This is a genomic window from Nonomuraea monospora (assembly GCF_039531895.1).
GTDB lineage: Bacteria > Actinomycetota > Actinomycetes > Streptosporangiales > Streptosporangiaceae > Nonomuraea > Nonomuraea monospora.
In genome coordinates this window covers 79,364-94,187 of record NZ_BAAAQX010000037.1, presented here as the reverse complement: position 1 = coordinate 94,187, position 14,824 = coordinate 79,364, and the positions used below count along the sequence as shown (strand labels likewise).

Annotated in this window: 14 protein-coding genes; 9 read left to right on the top strand and 5 right to left on the bottom strand. The window is 72.9% G+C overall.

What is annotated here, in order from left to right:
* Positions 1–23: 23 nt before the first annotated feature.
* Entirely contained in the window at positions 24–797 is a 774-nt protein-coding gene (locus ABD331_RS46920; protein WP_344490753.1) for an IclR family transcriptional regulator, read from the bottom strand.
* A 126-nt stretch (positions 798–923) separates the two neighbouring features.
* Between ABD331_RS46920 and ABD331_RS46915 the strand changes: the two genes are divergently transcribed.
* From ABD331_RS46915 to ABD331_RS46880, 8 genes are read left to right on the top strand one after another with little or no spacing between them, the layout of a single operon-like run.
* Entirely contained in the window at positions 924–1,898 is a 975-nt protein-coding gene (locus ABD331_RS46915; protein WP_344490750.1) for an ABC transporter substrate-binding protein, read from the top strand.
* A complete protein-coding gene (locus ABD331_RS46910; RefSeq protein ID WP_344490745.1) occupies positions 1,891–2,883 on the top strand; it encodes an ABC transporter substrate-binding protein in 993 nt (330 codons plus the stop codon). Before ABD331_RS46915 ends, ABD331_RS46910 begins: the two co-directional genes overlap by 8 nt.
* The gene (locus tag ABD331_RS46905) at positions 2,880–3,722 is read left to right on the top strand and encodes an ABC transporter permease (RefSeq protein ID WP_344490742.1); all 843 of its coding nucleotides are present in this window, start codon (positions 2,880–2,882) and stop codon (positions 3,720–3,722) included. The genes ABD331_RS46910 and ABD331_RS46905 overlap by 4 nt, the downstream gene beginning before the upstream one ends.
* Positions 3,719–4,429, top strand: coding sequence for an ABC transporter ATP-binding protein (locus ABD331_RS46900; protein ID WP_344490739.1), 711 nt, complete (start codon positions 3,719–3,721; stop codon positions 4,427–4,429). The genes ABD331_RS46905 and ABD331_RS46900 overlap by 4 nt, the downstream gene beginning before the upstream one ends.
* A complete protein-coding gene (locus ABD331_RS46895) occupies positions 4,426–5,874 on the top strand; it encodes a zinc-binding metallopeptidase family protein (protein WP_344490736.1) in 1,449 nt (482 codons plus the stop codon). The genes ABD331_RS46900 and ABD331_RS46895 overlap by 4 nt, the downstream gene beginning before the upstream one ends.
* 1 nt (position 5,875) lies before the next feature.
* Positions 5,876–6,676 (top strand): LLM class flavin-dependent oxidoreductase, encoded by an 801-nt coding sequence (locus tag ABD331_RS46890; protein WP_344490733.1) that lies wholly within the window; start codon positions 5,876–5,878, stop codon positions 6,674–6,676.
* Entirely contained in the window at positions 6,666–7,766 is a 1,101-nt protein-coding gene (locus tag ABD331_RS46885) for an LLM class flavin-dependent oxidoreductase (protein WP_344490730.1), read from the top strand. The genes ABD331_RS46890 and ABD331_RS46885 overlap by 11 nt, the downstream gene beginning before the upstream one ends.
* Positions 7,763–8,650, top strand: a complete 888-nt coding sequence (locus tag ABD331_RS46880) for an ABC transporter substrate-binding protein (RefSeq protein ID WP_344490727.1) — start codon at positions 7,763–7,765, stop codon at positions 8,648–8,650. The genes ABD331_RS46885 and ABD331_RS46880 overlap by 4 nt, the downstream gene beginning before the upstream one ends.
* 42 nt (positions 8,651–8,692) lie before the next feature.
* Here the strand turns inward: ABD331_RS46880 and ABD331_RS46875 are convergent, their stop codons facing one another.
* Entirely contained in the window at positions 8,693–9,634 is a 942-nt protein-coding gene (locus tag ABD331_RS46875; RefSeq protein WP_344490724.1) for a ThuA domain-containing protein, read from the bottom strand.
* 178 nt (positions 9,635–9,812) lie between these two features.
* On the opposite strand from ABD331_RS46875, the gene ABD331_RS46870 reads away from it, so the two are divergent.
* On the top strand, positions 9,813–11,951 hold the full coding sequence (locus ABD331_RS46870; protein ID WP_344490721.1) for an outer membrane protein assembly factor BamB family protein: 2,139 nt from the start codon (positions 9,813–9,815) through the stop codon (positions 11,949–11,951).
* A gap of 37 nt (positions 11,952–11,988) precedes the next feature.
* On the opposite strand, the gene ABD331_RS46865 is transcribed toward ABD331_RS46870, so the two are convergent.
* The 3 genes from ABD331_RS46865 to ABD331_RS46855 are packed head-to-tail and all read right to left on the bottom strand — an operon-like array spanning position 11,989 to position 14,675.
* On the bottom strand, positions 11,989–12,735 hold the full coding sequence (locus tag ABD331_RS46865; protein ID WP_344490718.1) for a citryl-CoA lyase: 747 nt from the start codon (positions 12,733–12,735) through the stop codon (positions 11,989–11,991).
* On the bottom strand, positions 12,732–13,889 hold the full coding sequence (locus ABD331_RS46860) for a CaiB/BaiF CoA transferase family protein (RefSeq protein WP_344490715.1): 1,158 nt from the start codon (positions 13,887–13,889) through the stop codon (positions 12,732–12,734). Before ABD331_RS46860 ends, ABD331_RS46865 begins: the two co-directional genes overlap by 4 nt.
* A 15-nt stretch (positions 13,890–13,904) precedes the next feature.
* Positions 13,905–14,675: an IclR family transcriptional regulator gene (locus ABD331_RS46855; protein WP_344490712.1), complete on the bottom strand. Its 771-nt coding sequence runs from the start codon at positions 14,673–14,675 to the stop codon at positions 13,905–13,907.
* Positions 14,676–14,824 lie beyond the last annotated feature (149 nt).

Here is a 14,824-nt window from a genome sequence, read left to right as displayed (position 1 = left end):
CGCCAGGGGAAAGGGGGAGGAGTTCAGTCCGACGGGCGTGGGCGGCGTTCGGCTGGCGGGAGCAGCAATACCTCCAGCGCGCGGGCGCAGGCCCGCGCGTGCGCGACGAACCAGCCGATCCGCCCTTCGCTCATCACCACCGGCGTGGACCGCACCGCGAGCGCGTACCGCGCGTGGTCCAGCCGGTCGAGCACCGGGACGGCGACGGTGCGGATCCCGTCGGACGACTCGCCGTCGTTGAGCGCGTACCCGGCCTCGCGGACGCGCTCCAGCTCGGCCCGCAGCTCGCCGTGGGAGACGATGGTGCGCCCGGTCAGCGCCCGTAGCGGCCCGAGCGCCTCCAGGTCGGCCCTGCCCTCCGGGTCCCAGGCCAGCAGGACCTTGCCGAGCGCCGTGGAGTGCAGCGGCCGGCGCAGGCCGGCGCCGCTGTCGGGGTTGAGCGAGCCGCCGCTCAGGATGACCGCGTACCTGTCGTGGCGCACCGCGAGGTCCACGGTGGCGGAGGTGACGCGGGCCAGCTCGGTCAGCTCGGGGGTGATCCGGTGCAGGCCGCGCCGGTGGAAGGAGAGCTGGCCCAGCTCGGTGATCGACGGCCCGAGCCGGTAGCGGCCCGTGCGGGTCTCCTGCTCCAGGAAGCCGGCGCCGGTCAGGGTCTTGGCCAGCCGGTGGGCGGTGGAGGTGGGCAGCCCCATCCGGCGTGACAGGTCGGACAGGCTGAGCGTGGCGTCACCGCCGCCGAAGCAGTCGAGCATGCCGATCGCCCGCCGCACGGCCTGGACGCCGCCTTCTGCTGCCATGCGGGAATCTCCGGTTTCCGAGTAGGGAGAGCCGAGACCAGGTCAGAGGGGGTCCGGCTCAGAAAGCTTCCCGCATCGCGGGATATTCTTTGCATTTCCTACCAATTTACCAGCAAACTCGGTGGCATGACCGCTGCCGCACTCGACACCATCTGGTTCACCCGCTGTCCCGTCCCGACCGCGACGGGCATCGCGGCCGACCAGGGCTGGCTCGCCGGGGAGTTCGCCGCCGACGGGATCGAGGTCAGGTCCCTCCAGGACGACGCGCCGGGCGTGCCCCGCGAGACGCACTACACCCACGCGCTGACCGGCCTGTTCCGCGAGGGCGGCAACGTGCCCGCGCTGTGGGCGCGCTCGCGCGGCGAGGCCACCCGGCTCGTCGGGCTCACCTGGATCGAGGAGCGGCAGGCCGTGCTCGTCCGTGGCGGCACCGCCCTGGAGAGCCCCCAGCAGCTCAAGGGCCTGCGCCTGGCCGTGCCACGGCACCGGATCGCGATCGACTTCTGGCGGGCGATGGCCCTGCGCGGCTTCCACGGCGCGCTGTCGCTCGCCGGGCTCGGGCTCGGCGACGCCGACCTGGTCGACGTCGAGGCCGAGCCCGGCGGCGGCCAGTGGGAGGCCGAGCTGGCCGCGCTGGCCGCCGGCCGGGTGGACGCCGTCTACGTCAAAGGAGCGCTCGCCGTCGAGGCCGCCCTGCGCCACGGCGCGGAGGTCGGGATCGACCTGGACGCCGTGCCCGACCGCCGGGCCAGGGTCAACAACGGCACCCCGCGCCCGATCACCGTGCACCAGCGGCTGCTGGACGAGCACCCCGACGTCGTCACCCGCTTCCTCGGCGTGCTGCTGCGCGCCGCCGACTGGGCCGCCGGGCATCCGGCCGAGGTCGCGCGGATCCTCGGCGCCGAGACCGGCGCGGGCGCCACCGGCGTGGCCACCGCCTACGTGCCCGGCGCCTCGCTGCACCTCGACCTCTCCCAGGAACGCCTCGGCCTGCTGGCCGAGCAGGAGCACTTCCTGCGCGGCCACGGCTTCCTCGCCGCGCCCGTGGACGTGGCGGCCTGGGCCGATCACACACCTCTGCAAGGAGTCCCCCATGCGTAAGCTGCTGCTCGCCGTCCCCCTCGTTCTCCTGGCAGCGGCCTGCGGCGGCGGCACGGACGCCGCCGCGGGCGGCGGGGAGCAGGTCGTCGTCCGGATCTCCGACCCCGGCAACAGCGGGTTCCTGGCCGTGGCGAAGAAGGACGGCAGCCTCGACGCCGCGCTGGCCAAGGTCGGCGCCAAGGTCAAGTGGACCGGCGACTTCTCCGTGTTCGCCCCGGCCGCCCAGGCCATCAACGCGGGCTCACTCGACATCGCCACCGGCTCGATCACCTCCGGCGTCACCGCGCTGGCCGTCAAGCCCAGCTTCAAGATCTTCGCCACCGTTCCGCCCGACCTGGCCGGCGAGGGCATCGTGGTGAAGAACGGGTCGCCGATCAAGTCCGTGGCCGATCTGGCCGGGCGCAGTGTGGCCGTCGGGCACGGCGGCACCAGCGAGTACCTGCTGCTCAAGGCGCTGCAGACGTTCGACGTGCCGGTGGAGAAGGTCAAGCGGGTCTACCTGCAGCCGCCGCAGACCGCGCCGGTCTTCGGCTCGGGGGAGGTGGACGCCTGGTCCACGTTCTCCACCTTCCTCATCCCCGCCGTGACCGAGCTGGACGCCCGGATCCTGGCCGACGGCGAGGCGATCAAGTCCGACAACTACGTCATCTACGTGGCCGCGAACAAGCTGCTGCAGGAGCATCCCGAGGTGGTCAAGGCGCTGTTCGAGTTCATCAAGGAGGGCAGCGCCAAGGAGATCGCCGACCCGGCGGCGTACCTGAACGTCTTCACCCAGGCGGGCCCGCAGGCCGTGCAGGGCGCGCAGAAGGACCTGGTGGTGGACATCCAGAAGAAGGGCAAGCCCGCCCAGGCGGTCACCGCATCCGAGATCACGAAATATCAGGACGTGGCGACGTTCTTCCTGGAGCAGAAGGTGCTCACGGCGCCGCTCGACGTCTCCCAGCACGTCGTGGACGTCACCACGCTCGGGGACGCGAAGTCGTGAGCGTGACCACCACCCGCGCGGAGCCCGGCGTCGAAGGGCTCGTCGCCCCGAACCCGCCACGCGCCGCGGGCCGCGCGCCCGCGCTGACGTTCGCGTTGCGGGCGATCGGGCCCGTGCTGCTGCTGACCGCCTGGTACGCCGCGACCGCCTCCGGCGCGCTCACCGAGGACGTGCTCGCCGGCCCCCAGGACGTCCTGGCGACCTTCGGCGAGCTGTGGGCCGACGGCCAGCTCCCCGAGGCGCTGCGCGTGTCGATCACCCGGGCCGGCCTCGGCCTGGTGCTCGGCGCCTCCACAGGCCTGGCACTCGGCGTCGTCTCCGGCTTCACCCGGCTCGGCGAGGAGCTCGTCGACTCCTCGATGCAGGCGCTGCGCGCCATCCCGTTCCTGGCGCTGACCTCGCTGTTCATCGTCTGGTTCGGCATCGAGGAGGCCTCGAAGATCCTGCTGATCGGCGTGGCCTGCACATTCCCCATGTACATCAACGTCTCCAGCGGCGTGCGCAACGTGGACAGGAAGGTCGTCGAGGCCGCCCGCTCCTTCGGGCTCGGCCGCCTGGCGATCGCCCGCGAGGTGGTGCTGCCCGGCGCGCTGCCGTCGATCTTCGCCGGGCTGCGGCTGTCCACGACGCTCAGCGTGATCGCGCTCATCGCCGCCGAGGAGATCAACGTGACGGCCGGGCTGGGCTACCTCATGGCCAGGGCCACCGACTACCTGCGCACCGACATCCTCGCGCTGTGCGTGCTGCTGTACGCGGTGATCGGGCTGCTCGCCGACCTGACGCTGCGGCTGGCCGAACGCGTCACGATGCCCTGGCGCAGGGCGGTGACGATCCGATGAGCCTCGCGGTGCGGACGAGAGGGCTGCGCAAGGTCTTCGGCGAGCGGGCCGTCCTCGACGGGGTGGACCTGGACGTACGGCGCGGGGAGTTCCTGGCGCTGCTCGGCGCGAGCGGCACCGGCAAGACGACGCTGCTGCGCATCCTGGCCGGGCTGGACGCCGCCAGCGGCGGCACCGTGCTCGTGCCGCCGGTGCGCACGGTCGTCTTCCAGGAGCCGCGGCTCATCCCGTCCAAGCGCGCCCTCGCGAACGTGATCATCGGCCAGGGCCGATCGGCCCGCGCCAAGGGCCTGGCGGCGCTGGCCGAGGTGGGCCTGAGCGGTCACGCCGACGCCTGGCCCGCGACGCTGTCCGGCGGCGAGGCGCAGCGGGTGGCGCTGGCCAGGGCCCTGGTGCGCGAGCCCGGGCTGCTGTTGCTCGACGAGCCGTTCGCCGCGCTCGACGCCCTGACGCGGCTGCACATGCAGGACCTGATCGCCGAGCTGTGCGCCCGGCACCGGCCCGCCGTGGTGCTGGTCACGCACGACGTCGAGGAGGCGATCCTGCTCGCCGACAGGATCGCGGTGCTGCGCGACGGCACGTTCGTCACCGACGTGCGGGTCGGGCTGGACCGGCCGCGCGACCGCACGGACCGCGACTTCGTCGAACTGCGCCGCCGCCTGCTCGCCGACCTGGGCGTGGACACCCACGCGGGAGCGACGCCATGACGGCCACCGGCTGGATCGGCGAGAACGCCGCCGCGCTGACCGGGCTCGCGGACCGGATCTGGGCCTACGCCGAGCCGTCGCTGCGCGAATGGCGCTCCGCGCTGGCCACCGCCGGGCTCCTGCGCGCGCACGGCTTCACGATCGCGTGGGGCACGGCCGGCCTGCCCGCCGCGTTCGTCGCCACCCACGGTGACCGCGGGCCCGTGCTGGGCTTCAACGTCGAGTACGACGCCCTGCCCGCCCTGTCCCAGCGGGCCGGCGTGGCCCGGCACGAGCCGGTCACGTTCGAGGGCGACGAGTACGCGCCCGCCTACGGCCCCGGCCACGGATGCGGCCACAACACCCTGGCGGCGGCGTCGGCCGGCGCGGCCATCGCCGCCGCCAGGGCTCTCGGGAACCGGGCCACGATCAAGGTGTTCGCATCCACCGGCGAGGAACAGCTGGTCGGCAAGGCGTACGCGGTGCGCGACGGCGCGTACGACGGCCTGGACGCCTTCCTCGACTGGCACCCCTCCCCCGTCACCGGCACCGGCTGGGGCGTCACCAGCGCCCTGTACTCGGCCACGTTCTCCTTCCTCGGCTCCCCCGGCCACGGCTCGAACCCACTGGGCACCCGCAGCGCCCAGGACGGCGCGCTGCTGCTGGCCGACATGATCGAACGCCTGCGGGCCGGCAACGTCTCACCCTCCGGCCGCGTCAGCTACACGATCGGCGGCGGCGGCGCCCCCAACGTCACGCCCGACCTGCGGACGGTGTGGGTCTACGTCCGCGAGGCCACCCACGACGCCGCCAGGACCCTCTACGACAAGGTCGTGAACTGCGCCCACGCCGCCGCTGCCGCCAGCGGGACCCGGCTGGAGCACCGCCTGGTCACCGCCATCAGGCAGGGGCTCGGCAACCGGGCGGGCGCGCGGCTGCTGCACCACACGATGAGCGAGCTGGGGCCGCCCGCGTTCACCGACGCCGACCACGCGTTCGCGCTGCGGCTGCAGGCCGCGATCGGCCGGCCGCCCGCCGGCCTGGCGACCGAGGTCCTGCCGCTGCGCCCGCCCGCCGAGCCGGACCTCGGCGGTCCGTCCAGCGACACGTCCGAGGTGAGCTGGACGGCTCCGCACCTCAGCCTGGTCGCGGCCGTGGTGCCGCTCGGGGTGCCGCTGCACTCGTGGGCGGCCACGGCCGCGACCGGCACGTCGATCGCGCACGCCGGGCTGCTGGCCGCCGCCCGCTACCTGGCCTCGGCCGCCGTCACGCTGGTCGAGCAGCCGGAGACGCTGGCGGCGGTCAGACAGGAGTTCGAGGCCCGCGAATCGGGGCCCGGGCCGCTGCCGGCCGATGCCGAGCCGCCGTACCAGCCGCCGCCACCAGAGTTCCTCGACGAGACGGGCCAGTCACCGCGGCCCTCCCGGACGCCGCCCGTTTCCGCAGAACCCCTAGGAAAGATCTGACATGTCCGTCCTGCTCAGTACCCGGGCCGTGGGCCGCTTTCATGTGGTCCTGCCCACCAGGACCCCCGCCCCCGCCGGATTGCCGGCCTTCGTCACCGACGTGCGGCCCGTGCTCGCCGACCCCGCCGGACGGGCCGCCGTGGCCGCGGACCTGTCCGGGTGGGCGGGCGCGCTCGTGCCCTTCGACCCGGACGGGCAGGAGTCACTCACCGTCGCCGCCAACGCCTTGCGCCGCACCCGCCACCTGCGCGTCGTCGCCGAGTTCCACCCGGCCGTGGCCACCCCGGTCTACGCGGCCAAGCTGTCGGCGTCCCTGCAGCGCTTCTCCGCCGGACGGCTCGGCTGGCGGCTCGCCGTGGACCTGGACCCGGCCGTGGCCAGGGCGCAGGGCGACTTCCTGACCGGCGCCGCCCGGCTCGCCCGCGCCGGCGAGTTCCTGACCGTGGCCAAGGGGGTCTGGCGCGGCGGGCCGTTCGGCTTCAAGGGCGACTTCTACGAGGTCGCCGCGGGAGGCTTCGGGGCGCCGCTGTCGTCCCCGCCCTTCCCCGAGGTGCACCTGTCGGGAACCTCACCCGACGCCCTGGAGCTGTCGCGCCGCCATGCGGACGTGCACGTCTTCTCCGCCGGCGACGACGTGGCCGCGCTCATCCCCGAGCTGCCGGGCCTGCGTTACGGCGTGCGCCTGGACTCGGCCGAAGCCGCCGAGGAGTACGCCGCGCTCGGGGTCACCGAGTTCTTCCTCCAGACCGAGGACGTCTACCGCTTCGGCGAGCACGTGAAGGAGCGGGCTGTTGACCGTTGACATCTACTGGCGCATCCACATGGAGGGCGACCAGTCCTCGCTGCGCCACCGCGTCCGCAGCCGCGGCGGCTTCGCGCCCGGCGGCACCGCCCCGGGCCTGCGCGACGGCCGCGACGACGGCTACAGCCACGCCGACTACATGGCCGAGGTCGCCAGGGCCGCCGAGGAGTCCGGGTTCGTCGGCGGGCTGCTGCCGAACTTCCCGCACACCGACGACCCGTGGGCCGCCGCCGCGACGCTGGCCCGCGAGACCACGTCGTACCGGTTCATGGTGGCCTTCCAGCCCGGCTTCCTGCACCCCGTGCAGGCCGCCCGGATGACGGCCACGCTGCAGCGGGCCACCGGCGGCCGGATCGTCTACAACGTCATCTCCGGCGGCGGCGGTCCCGCGCAGCTCTGGTGGGGCGACAAGGTGGACCACGACGACCGCTACGCGCGCACCTCGGAGTTCCTGGACGTGCTCAAGGGCGTCTGGCAGGGCGAATACACCCACCACGGCCGGTTCTACCAGGTCGAGAACGCGGGGCTGCCGGAGGAGCTGGCCGGGCAGCCGTACCCGGAGATCTTCTTCTCCGGATCCTCGCCGGCCGCCATCGACGCGGCCGGCCGGCACGCCGACCACTACCTGTCGTGGCTGGAGCCGTTCGAGGCGCTGGCGGAGAAGTTCGACGCCGTACGCGCGCACAGCAGCACGCCGCCCCGGTTCGCCGTGCGGGTGGACCTGCTCGCCCGCGAGAGCGAGGAGGAGGCGTGGGCGGAGATCCAGCAGGGCTGGCAGGCCAGGCCGCACCGGAGCGGCCCCGACGAGGGCGACTCCGTCGGCGTGCGGCGCAGCCGCGCCTTCCTCGCCGGAGCCGATGACGACCCCCGCGCCCTGGAGGTCGCCCCGAACGTGTGGGGCGGGTTCAGCCGGCTGCGCGACGGCCCCGCGTTCGGCCTGGTCGGCGACTACCACCAGGTCGCCGAGCGGCTCGACCAGCTCCTCGACCTCGGCGTGGACGCCTTCATCCTGGCCGGGATCCCCCATCTCGAAGAGGCCCGCCGCGTGGGCCGCCACGTCTTGCCGCTACTGAAGGGACGCACCTCATGACCACCAAGGTCGGCTTCTTCCCGCAGAACAACACGCTCTGGGTGGCCCGCCACCGCGACCTGCTGCCCGGCGTCGAGTGGGTGGACCTGAACGCCCTCGGCAGAGGCGAACGCGTCGACCCCACCAGGGCGCTGCCCTCCGCCCACGGCGACCACCTGTTCGACGGCGGCTACGACTTCATCGGCACCGGCTCCACTCCCCCGGTCACCGCCCAGGCCAAGGGCCACGACATCGTGTACGTGGCCGTCTCCGGCCCGCGCGTCGAGAACGGCCGCCTGGTCGTCCGGGACGACTCGCCGATCGGCTCGGTCGAGGAGCTGAAGGGCAGGCGGGTCGCGCTCGGCCACGGCTCCTGGCAGACCACGCTGCTGCTGCTGGCGCTGGAGCGGGCCGGGCTCGGCTGGGGCGACATCGTCCCCGTGGACGCCTATGGCAACGCCGCCGAGCTGCTGGTGAACGGGGACGTCGACGCCTGGGTGGGCTCCTACCCGTACCTGACGCCGGTCGAGTCGCGCACCCGCACGCTGGTCGAGACCGACGGCCTGTTCAGCCACCGCTCGCTGTGGTTCACCCGCCGCGACTTCGCCGTGGAGCGGCCGGAGGAGCTGGCCAGGATCGTCGCGGCGCTGCAGCAGGCGGACCGCTGGACCGAGGAACGCCCGCGCGAGGCCGCCGCCCTGTTCGACGGCGACCTGGACGCCTGGGAGCACGCGCTGCGCACCCGGCCGTGGGGGCTGCACCCGGTCAGCGCGGAGTTCGTCGCCGAGCAGCAGCACGCCGCCGACCTCTTCCACGCCAACGGGCTGATCCAGCGTAAGGTCACGGTCGCGGACGCGGTGCTGCCCGAGATCGGCGAACTCGTCGCCCGCAGCACCGCCCCGTGACATGGGCGGCGACGGCTGCGGCCGGCAGCCGAGCGGCGGCGTTCAGCGGCAGAAGGGGGTCATGCCGAGCACGGACTTGACGCCGCCCAGCAGGTGCTGGACGAAGTACTGGTCACCCTCCATGGGCGCGTCGGTCCACGCCTTGACGTCGTGCCCGAGGGTGGTCAGCCAGGCCTTGCCCCCGTCGTAGTACTGGCACCAGCTCACCGGGTGGTGCTCGCCGTGCCCGGGGTGGCCGAGGTTGCCGCGCACCCCTTGCGGCAGGGTGCTCTCGTCCACCTCGGCGAGCACGCGGACGCGGGTGGGCGCGGGGATGAGGTTGTACCACTCGTCGGAGAAGGCCCAGGTGCGGGGCAGGCCCTGGGTGGAGGCGTCGCGGCGGTCGACGGTGACGACGGTGCCGGGCTGGTTGGCGCCGTGGTCGTAGAAGTTGGCGTTGCCGAGCAGCCCTTCGTACCAGGGCCAGTTGTACTCGGTGCCGAAGGCGTTGTGCACGCCGACGAAGCCGCCGCCGGCGCGGACGTACTGGCGCAGCGCGGTCTGGGCGGCGTCGTCGAGGGTGTCGCGGGTGGTGCTCAGGAACATCACCGCGTTGTAGCCGAGCAGGCGGCCGGCGGAGGAGAGCTGGGTGACGTCCTCGGTGTAGTCGACAGCGAAGCCGTTCTCCTGCCCCAGCTTGAGCACCGCTTTGACGGCCACGTTGTCGTCGTTGAGCGGCGGGTTGAGGCCGGGGCCGAGCGGGGTGCCGAGGTGGGCGTGGCGGGGGCCGGCGGTGCGGCTGTAGACGAGCAGCTTGTAGCCCTTGGCCGGGTCGAAGTTGCCCCAGTCGTGGTAGCAGCGGGGGTCGGTGCCCCGGCAGACGCCGTAGTCGGGGTCTCCGAGGTTCTGCGCCGGCGACGGGGAGGCAGCGGAGCTGGGAGCGGTGGCGGTGAGCAGGAGGGCCGCGGCTCCGGTGGCGGCGGCGACGGAGAGTTTGCTGCGCATGGGGGGCACCTCGCAGAGGGATCCACTAGGTGGATCGTTTGGTCCACTCGGAGGCTTGAGCGTAACTGCGGATCTCAGCGGCGACAAGCTCTTGCCTTCACTCACGGCTGGGACTTATGGTGCGTCCGTCGTATGGATCTAGTGGTCCACCAAGCGGACCGCTGAAGGTATGGTGCCAGTGGAACGACGAAACTTCCTCCTCGGTGCGGCAGCCACGCTGACCGCCACTGCGACCGACTCAGCCACGATCTCGGAGCCCGCCCAGGCGCAGGAGCCCCTGGAGCGGCAGCCCGCGTCCCTGGGCGTGACGGGCAAGGACTTCCCCAAGGTCTGCGGCAACCTGGCCAACACCAACTACTCCCCGCTCAACCAGATCAACGCCCGCACGCTGCGGCGGCTCGGCGGCGCCTGGCACGTCAATCTGGAGGGCGGCAGCACCTCGGCCGCCCAGCAGAGCACCTGCGTCGTGGAGAACGGCGTCCTGTACGTCCAGACCACGCAGCAGAACGTCTTCGCCGTGGACGGCAGAACCGGCGCCGTCAGGTGGAAGACCAACCTCGGCGCGAAGCAGACGAACATGCGCGGCGTCGCGCTCGGCGAGGGCCTGGTCTTCTCCACCTCCGGCGCCAACATCGTGTACGCCCTGAAGAAGGACACCGGCGAGATCGCCTGGCAGCGGCAGCTCATCACCGAGGACGAGGGCGGCGGCGACACCGGCGGCTGCGACCCGCAGAACGGGCAGTGCGGCGGCCTGACCGGCACCCTGGCCGGCGCGGTGGTCTACTGGGACGGGCTCATCTACGTCGGCATGCAGGGCAGCACCGGCGGCGCGCGCGGCCGGGCGTACGCGCTGAAGGCGGCCACCGGCGAGGTCGCCTGGACGTTCTGGTCGTGCCCGGGCGAGGGCCAGTTCGGCAACGACACCTGGGAGGGCGAGTCCTGGAAGACGGGCGGCGCCGTCCCGTGGATCCACCCGGCGGTGGACCCGGACCTCGGGCTGGTCTACTGGACGTTCGGCGGCTCCTACCCGCGCCTGGACGGCGCCACCAGGGGCGGCGACAACCTGTTCGCCAACTCGATCGTGGCCATCGACGCCAAGACCGGCGCCCGCAGGTGGCACTTCCAGTCGGTGCACCACGACATCTGGGACCTCGACAACGTCATGGCCCCGGTGCTGGTGGACGTCAAGGTCAAGGGCCGGCTGCGCAAGGCCGTCGTGTACGGCAGCAAGGTCGGCATGTTCTACATCCTCGACCGGACCAGCGGCGAGCCGCTGCACGGCATGCAGGAGCGGCCCGTCCCGCGGAACGCCCAGCAGAAGACGGCGGCCACCCAGCCGTTCCCCGGCGGGAAGCCGTTCATCACGCAGGCCCCGGAGTTCGGCAAGGCCACCAGGCCGGTGCCGTTCTACGCCTGGGGCGGCCTCTACACGCCGCACTGGGACCGGGCGACGATCATCTTCCCCGGCGCGGGCGGCGGCGCGGACTGGGCGCACCTGTCGTACAACCCGCACACGGGCTGGATCTACGTCGGCTACGGCCTGATCAACTCCGGCTTCTCCAACAGCCGCGAGGGCCGGGTCAACACCTCCCGCCCGCTCGGCGAGTACTTCGCTGGCGGCATCGCGGCGGTCGATCCGCGCACCAACACGCCCGTGTGGACGCTGGACAGGGAGTGGTCGCTCGCGCACGGCAACGGCATCCTGACGACGGCGGGGCGGGTGATGTTCCAGGGCGGCCCCGACGGGGTGCTGCACGCCATGGACGACACCGACGGCAGCGTCCTGTGGAGCTTCCAGTGCGGCGCCGGGGTGCACACCAGCCCGATCAGCTACGAGATCGACGGCGAGCAGTACGTCGCGGTGCTGGCGGGCGGCAACGGCCTGCCGTACCCGGACATCCCCAGGGGCGACCACCTGTGGGCGTTCAAGCTCGGCGGCAAGGTCGCGCCCGCCGCCGCGCCGACGCCGCCCAAGCAGCGCAACGACATCAGGGCGGCGGCCGTCACCGGCAGCACGGTCACGCTCGGCCGGGTCTGGGACGCGGCGAACCAGCGGCCCGGCGCGACGGAGAACACGGTGGCGCAGAACGCCATGTCGCCGCAGCACCTGCGGGTGCCCAAGGGCACGACCGTGACCTTCGTCAACCCGGCCGGCAACGCCTCCGCGCACGCCGCCGTCTCGTTCTTCGAGTACGAGTTCGACACCGGCGTGCTGATGCCCGGCCAGTCGTTCACCCACACCTTCGACACCCCGGGCGAGTTCTTCTACAACGACGCGATCTACCCGCAGAGCACCGGCAAGATCGTCGTCTTCTGAGTGCGTAGCCCCGCCGTACGGGACGGCGGGGCTTCGCTCAGAGCCAGGTCGGCAGGATGGACGGCGGGATCGGCCCCTTGTTGCGCCGCCCCTGCCCGCTCTCCTCCCACGCGTGGGCCAGGATCCCCACGGAGCGGCTGAGCACGAACAGCCCGCGCGCCAGCGGCGCGGGGAAGCCCAGCTCGGCGTAGACCACGGCGGTCGCCCCGTCGATGTTCATCGGCACCGGCGCGATCAGCCGCTCGACCGCCAGCGCGGCCCGCAGGTGCGCGCCCGCCACCACCCCGGCCCCGGCCGCCTGCGAGACCAGCCCGAGCAGCGGGTCCCGGCGCGGGTCGCGGCGGTGGAAGCGGTGGCCGAAGCCGGGCAGGTACTTGTCGCGGGCGCGCCATCGCGCCACCACGGCGGCGGCGTCCCCGTCGGCCACGACCTCCTCCAGCAGCCCGACGCACTGCTCGCCCGCGCCGCCGTGCACGTCGCCGAGCAGGTTGACCCCGGTGGCGACGGCGTTGTTCAGCCCGACGCCGCAGGTGACGGCCATCCGGGCGACGGCGATGGACGGCGCGTGCGGGCCGTGATCGACGGACGAGACCAGCGCCGCCTCCAGCAGCGCCGCCTGTCGCGGATCGGGGCGTTCGCCGCGCAGCATGAGCCAGATCATCTCGGCGAGGCCGATCCGCCCGATGAGGTCCTGCACCGGCCGCCCGCGCAGCTCGATGAGGCCGGGCTCGATCCGCGACACGGCGGTGCCCCACCAATCTGCGGCCTCGGTGTGCTCGTTCATGAGGCCGCCTCGAACTCGGTGTTGTGCTCCCCGAGCAGCGGTGCAGGGCCGCGCGGGCGCAACGCGACCCCGTCGATGACCACCCCGTTCCCCGTGACGGTCATCGGCCGTTCCCCAGGCCCCGCGAACGGCACCTCGGTCAGGAACCCGCGATGACGTACCTGATCAAGGGCGAGCGCCTGCGGCACGGTGAGGATCCGGGCGGCCGGCACGCCCTCGGCGGAGAGAATCTCCTCCCACTCCAGCGCCGTCTTGGCCCGCAACGCCTGGTTCAGCTCCTGGTTGAGCGCCCCCCGGTGCGTCTTGCGCGACTCGCGCTCGGCGAAGCGCGGGTCGGCGGGCAGGTCGGGCCGCCCGACGAGCCGGCACAGCGTCTCGAACTGGGCCTGCTGGTTGGCGGCGATGTTGAGCGGCCCGTCGGCGGTCTCGAACGTGCCGGAGGGGGCGGCGGTGGCGTTCTGGTCGCCCATCGGCTCCGGCTCGACGCCGCTGACCAGGTAGTTGGAGACCGTCCAGCCCATCGCGGAGATCGACGCCTCCAGCATGGACAGGTCCAGGAAGCAGCCGCGCCCGGTGCGGTGCCGCCCGGCCAGCGCGGCGGAGATCGCCAGCGCGGCCATCAGCCCGCCGACGGTGTCGGCGATGGGGAAGCCCACCCGCAGCGGCGCCGTGCCGGGGGTGCCGGTGACGCTCATCATCCCGGACAGCCCCTGGACGATCTGGTCGTAGGCGGGGGCGCCGCTCATCGGGCCGCTCTGCCCGAAGCCGGAGATGGCGCAGTAGACGAGGGCGGGGTTCAGCTCGCGCAGCCGGTCCCAGCCGTAGCCGAGCCTGGCCAGCACCCCGGCCCTGAAGTTCTCCAGCAGGACGTCGGCGCCGGCGAGCATCGACTCGAACGCGGCCCGCCCGTCCGGGCTCTTCAGGTCGAGCTCGACGGACTTCTTGCCGGCGTTCTGCGCCAGGAAGGACGCGCCCATCCCGGCCCGGTTCAGCTCGGGGTCGGGGCCGAGCCGCCGGGCGAGGTCCCCGGTGCCCGGCAGCTCGACCTTGACCACCTGCGCGCCGAACAACATCAGCTGATAACTGCAGTACGGCCCGGCCAGAACGTTGGTCAGGTCCACGACCTGGACGCCGTCCAGTGGCAACTGCTGCATGCACGCTCCATTGAGTCAAGTCAGAGGATGGTCGAACCCGCGCTCCGACATCCGCTTGGCCGCCTCGCGCAGGTCCGCGGCGAACTCCCGGACCCGCTCCGCAGTGAAGCGGACGGTGGGGCCGCTCAGCGTCAGCGCCGCCACGGGCCCCGTACCACGGGCGACCGGGACGGCGACCGCGGACAGGCCGGGCTCGCGCTCGCCGTGGCTGGCCGCGTACCCGTCGTGCGCCGCCTGCCCGATCCACGCCCGCAGCGTCGGCACGTGGGCCTCGCCGTACGGGGAGGAGCGGGCCACCCGGACGAGCAGCCGTTCCGGCGCCTCGATGAGCAGCACCTTCGAGGAGGCGCCCGCCCACAGGGGCAGCTCGTCGCCGACGCGCACCACGTGGCGCAGCGGCTGCGGGCTCTCCTGCTGGGCGATGCAGACGCGGCAGGTGTCGCGCGGCACGTAGAGGTTGACGGTCTCCCGGTGCCGCGCCCCCAGCTCGCGCATGAGCTGGACGGTCTCCGGCGGCAGCTCCCACACCGTACGGGCCAGGTGCGCCCAGCGCCACAGCCCGGGGCCTGCCGCGAACCCCTTGGGCGTGGCCCACAGCAGGCCCAGGTGCTCCAGGGTCTGCAGCAGGCGCAGCGCCGTGGTCTTGGCCAGGCCCGTCTCGTCGACGACCTCGCGGATCGTCAACGACCGCCGGTCCTCGGTGAGCAGCGAGAGGATGTCGAACGCGCGCTGGACGCTGCGTACGCCCCCGCCCTCTCCCGACGCCGCGGGGATGTTCGAAGGCATGGCCGTACGCTAACACCGAGTCCGCATAGCGGTCCATACGCTCCACCAAGCGGATTACCCGGCGCTCTTGCCATAACCTTCGCCTGGCTCATACCGTGAGGCAATCCACAGTGCGGATTATCAGAACCGCTGAGCGGATTCAGTGGGAG

What these genes read in the sequence shown, in the direction of transcription:
- ABD331_RS46855 (WP_344490712.1), bottom strand. Translation starts at nt 14,675, where the DNA reads ATGCCTTCGAACATCCCCGCGGCGTCGGGAGAGGGCGGGGGCGTACGC.
- ABD331_RS46895 (WP_344490736.1), top strand. Translation starts at nt 4,426, where the DNA reads ATGACGGCCACCGGCTGGATCGGCGAGAACGCCGCCGCGCTGACCGGG.
- ABD331_RS46920 (WP_344490753.1), bottom strand. Translation starts at nt 797, where the DNA reads ATGGCAGCAGAAGGCGGCGTCCAGGCCGTGCGGCGGGCGATCGGCATG.
- ABD331_RS46900 (WP_344490739.1), top strand. Translation starts at nt 3,719, where the DNA reads ATGAGCCTCGCGGTGCGGACGAGAGGGCTGCGCAAGGTCTTCGGCGAG.
- ABD331_RS46890 (WP_344490733.1), top strand. Translation starts at nt 5,876, where the DNA reads ATGTCCGTCCTGCTCAGTACCCGGGCCGTGGGCCGCTTTCATGTGGTC.
- ABD331_RS46915 (WP_344490750.1), top strand. Translation starts at nt 924, where the DNA reads ATGACCGCTGCCGCACTCGACACCATCTGGTTCACCCGCTGTCCCGTC.
- ABD331_RS46910 (WP_344490745.1), top strand. Translation starts at nt 1,891, where the DNA reads ATGCGTAAGCTGCTGCTCGCCGTCCCCCTCGTTCTCCTGGCAGCGGCC.
- ABD331_RS46865 (WP_344490718.1), bottom strand. Translation starts at nt 12,735, where the DNA reads ATGAACGAGCACACCGAGGCCGCAGATTGGTGGGGCACCGCCGTGTCG.
- ABD331_RS46860 (WP_344490715.1), bottom strand. Translation starts at nt 13,889, where the DNA reads ATGCAGCAGTTGCCACTGGACGGCGTCCAGGTCGTGGACCTGACCAAC.
- ABD331_RS46880 (WP_344490727.1), top strand. Translation starts at nt 7,763, where the DNA reads ATGACCACCAAGGTCGGCTTCTTCCCGCAGAACAACACGCTCTGGGTG.
- ABD331_RS46875 (WP_344490724.1), bottom strand. Translation starts at nt 9,634, where the DNA reads ATGCGCAGCAAACTCTCCGTCGCCGCCGCCACCGGAGCCGCGGCCCTC.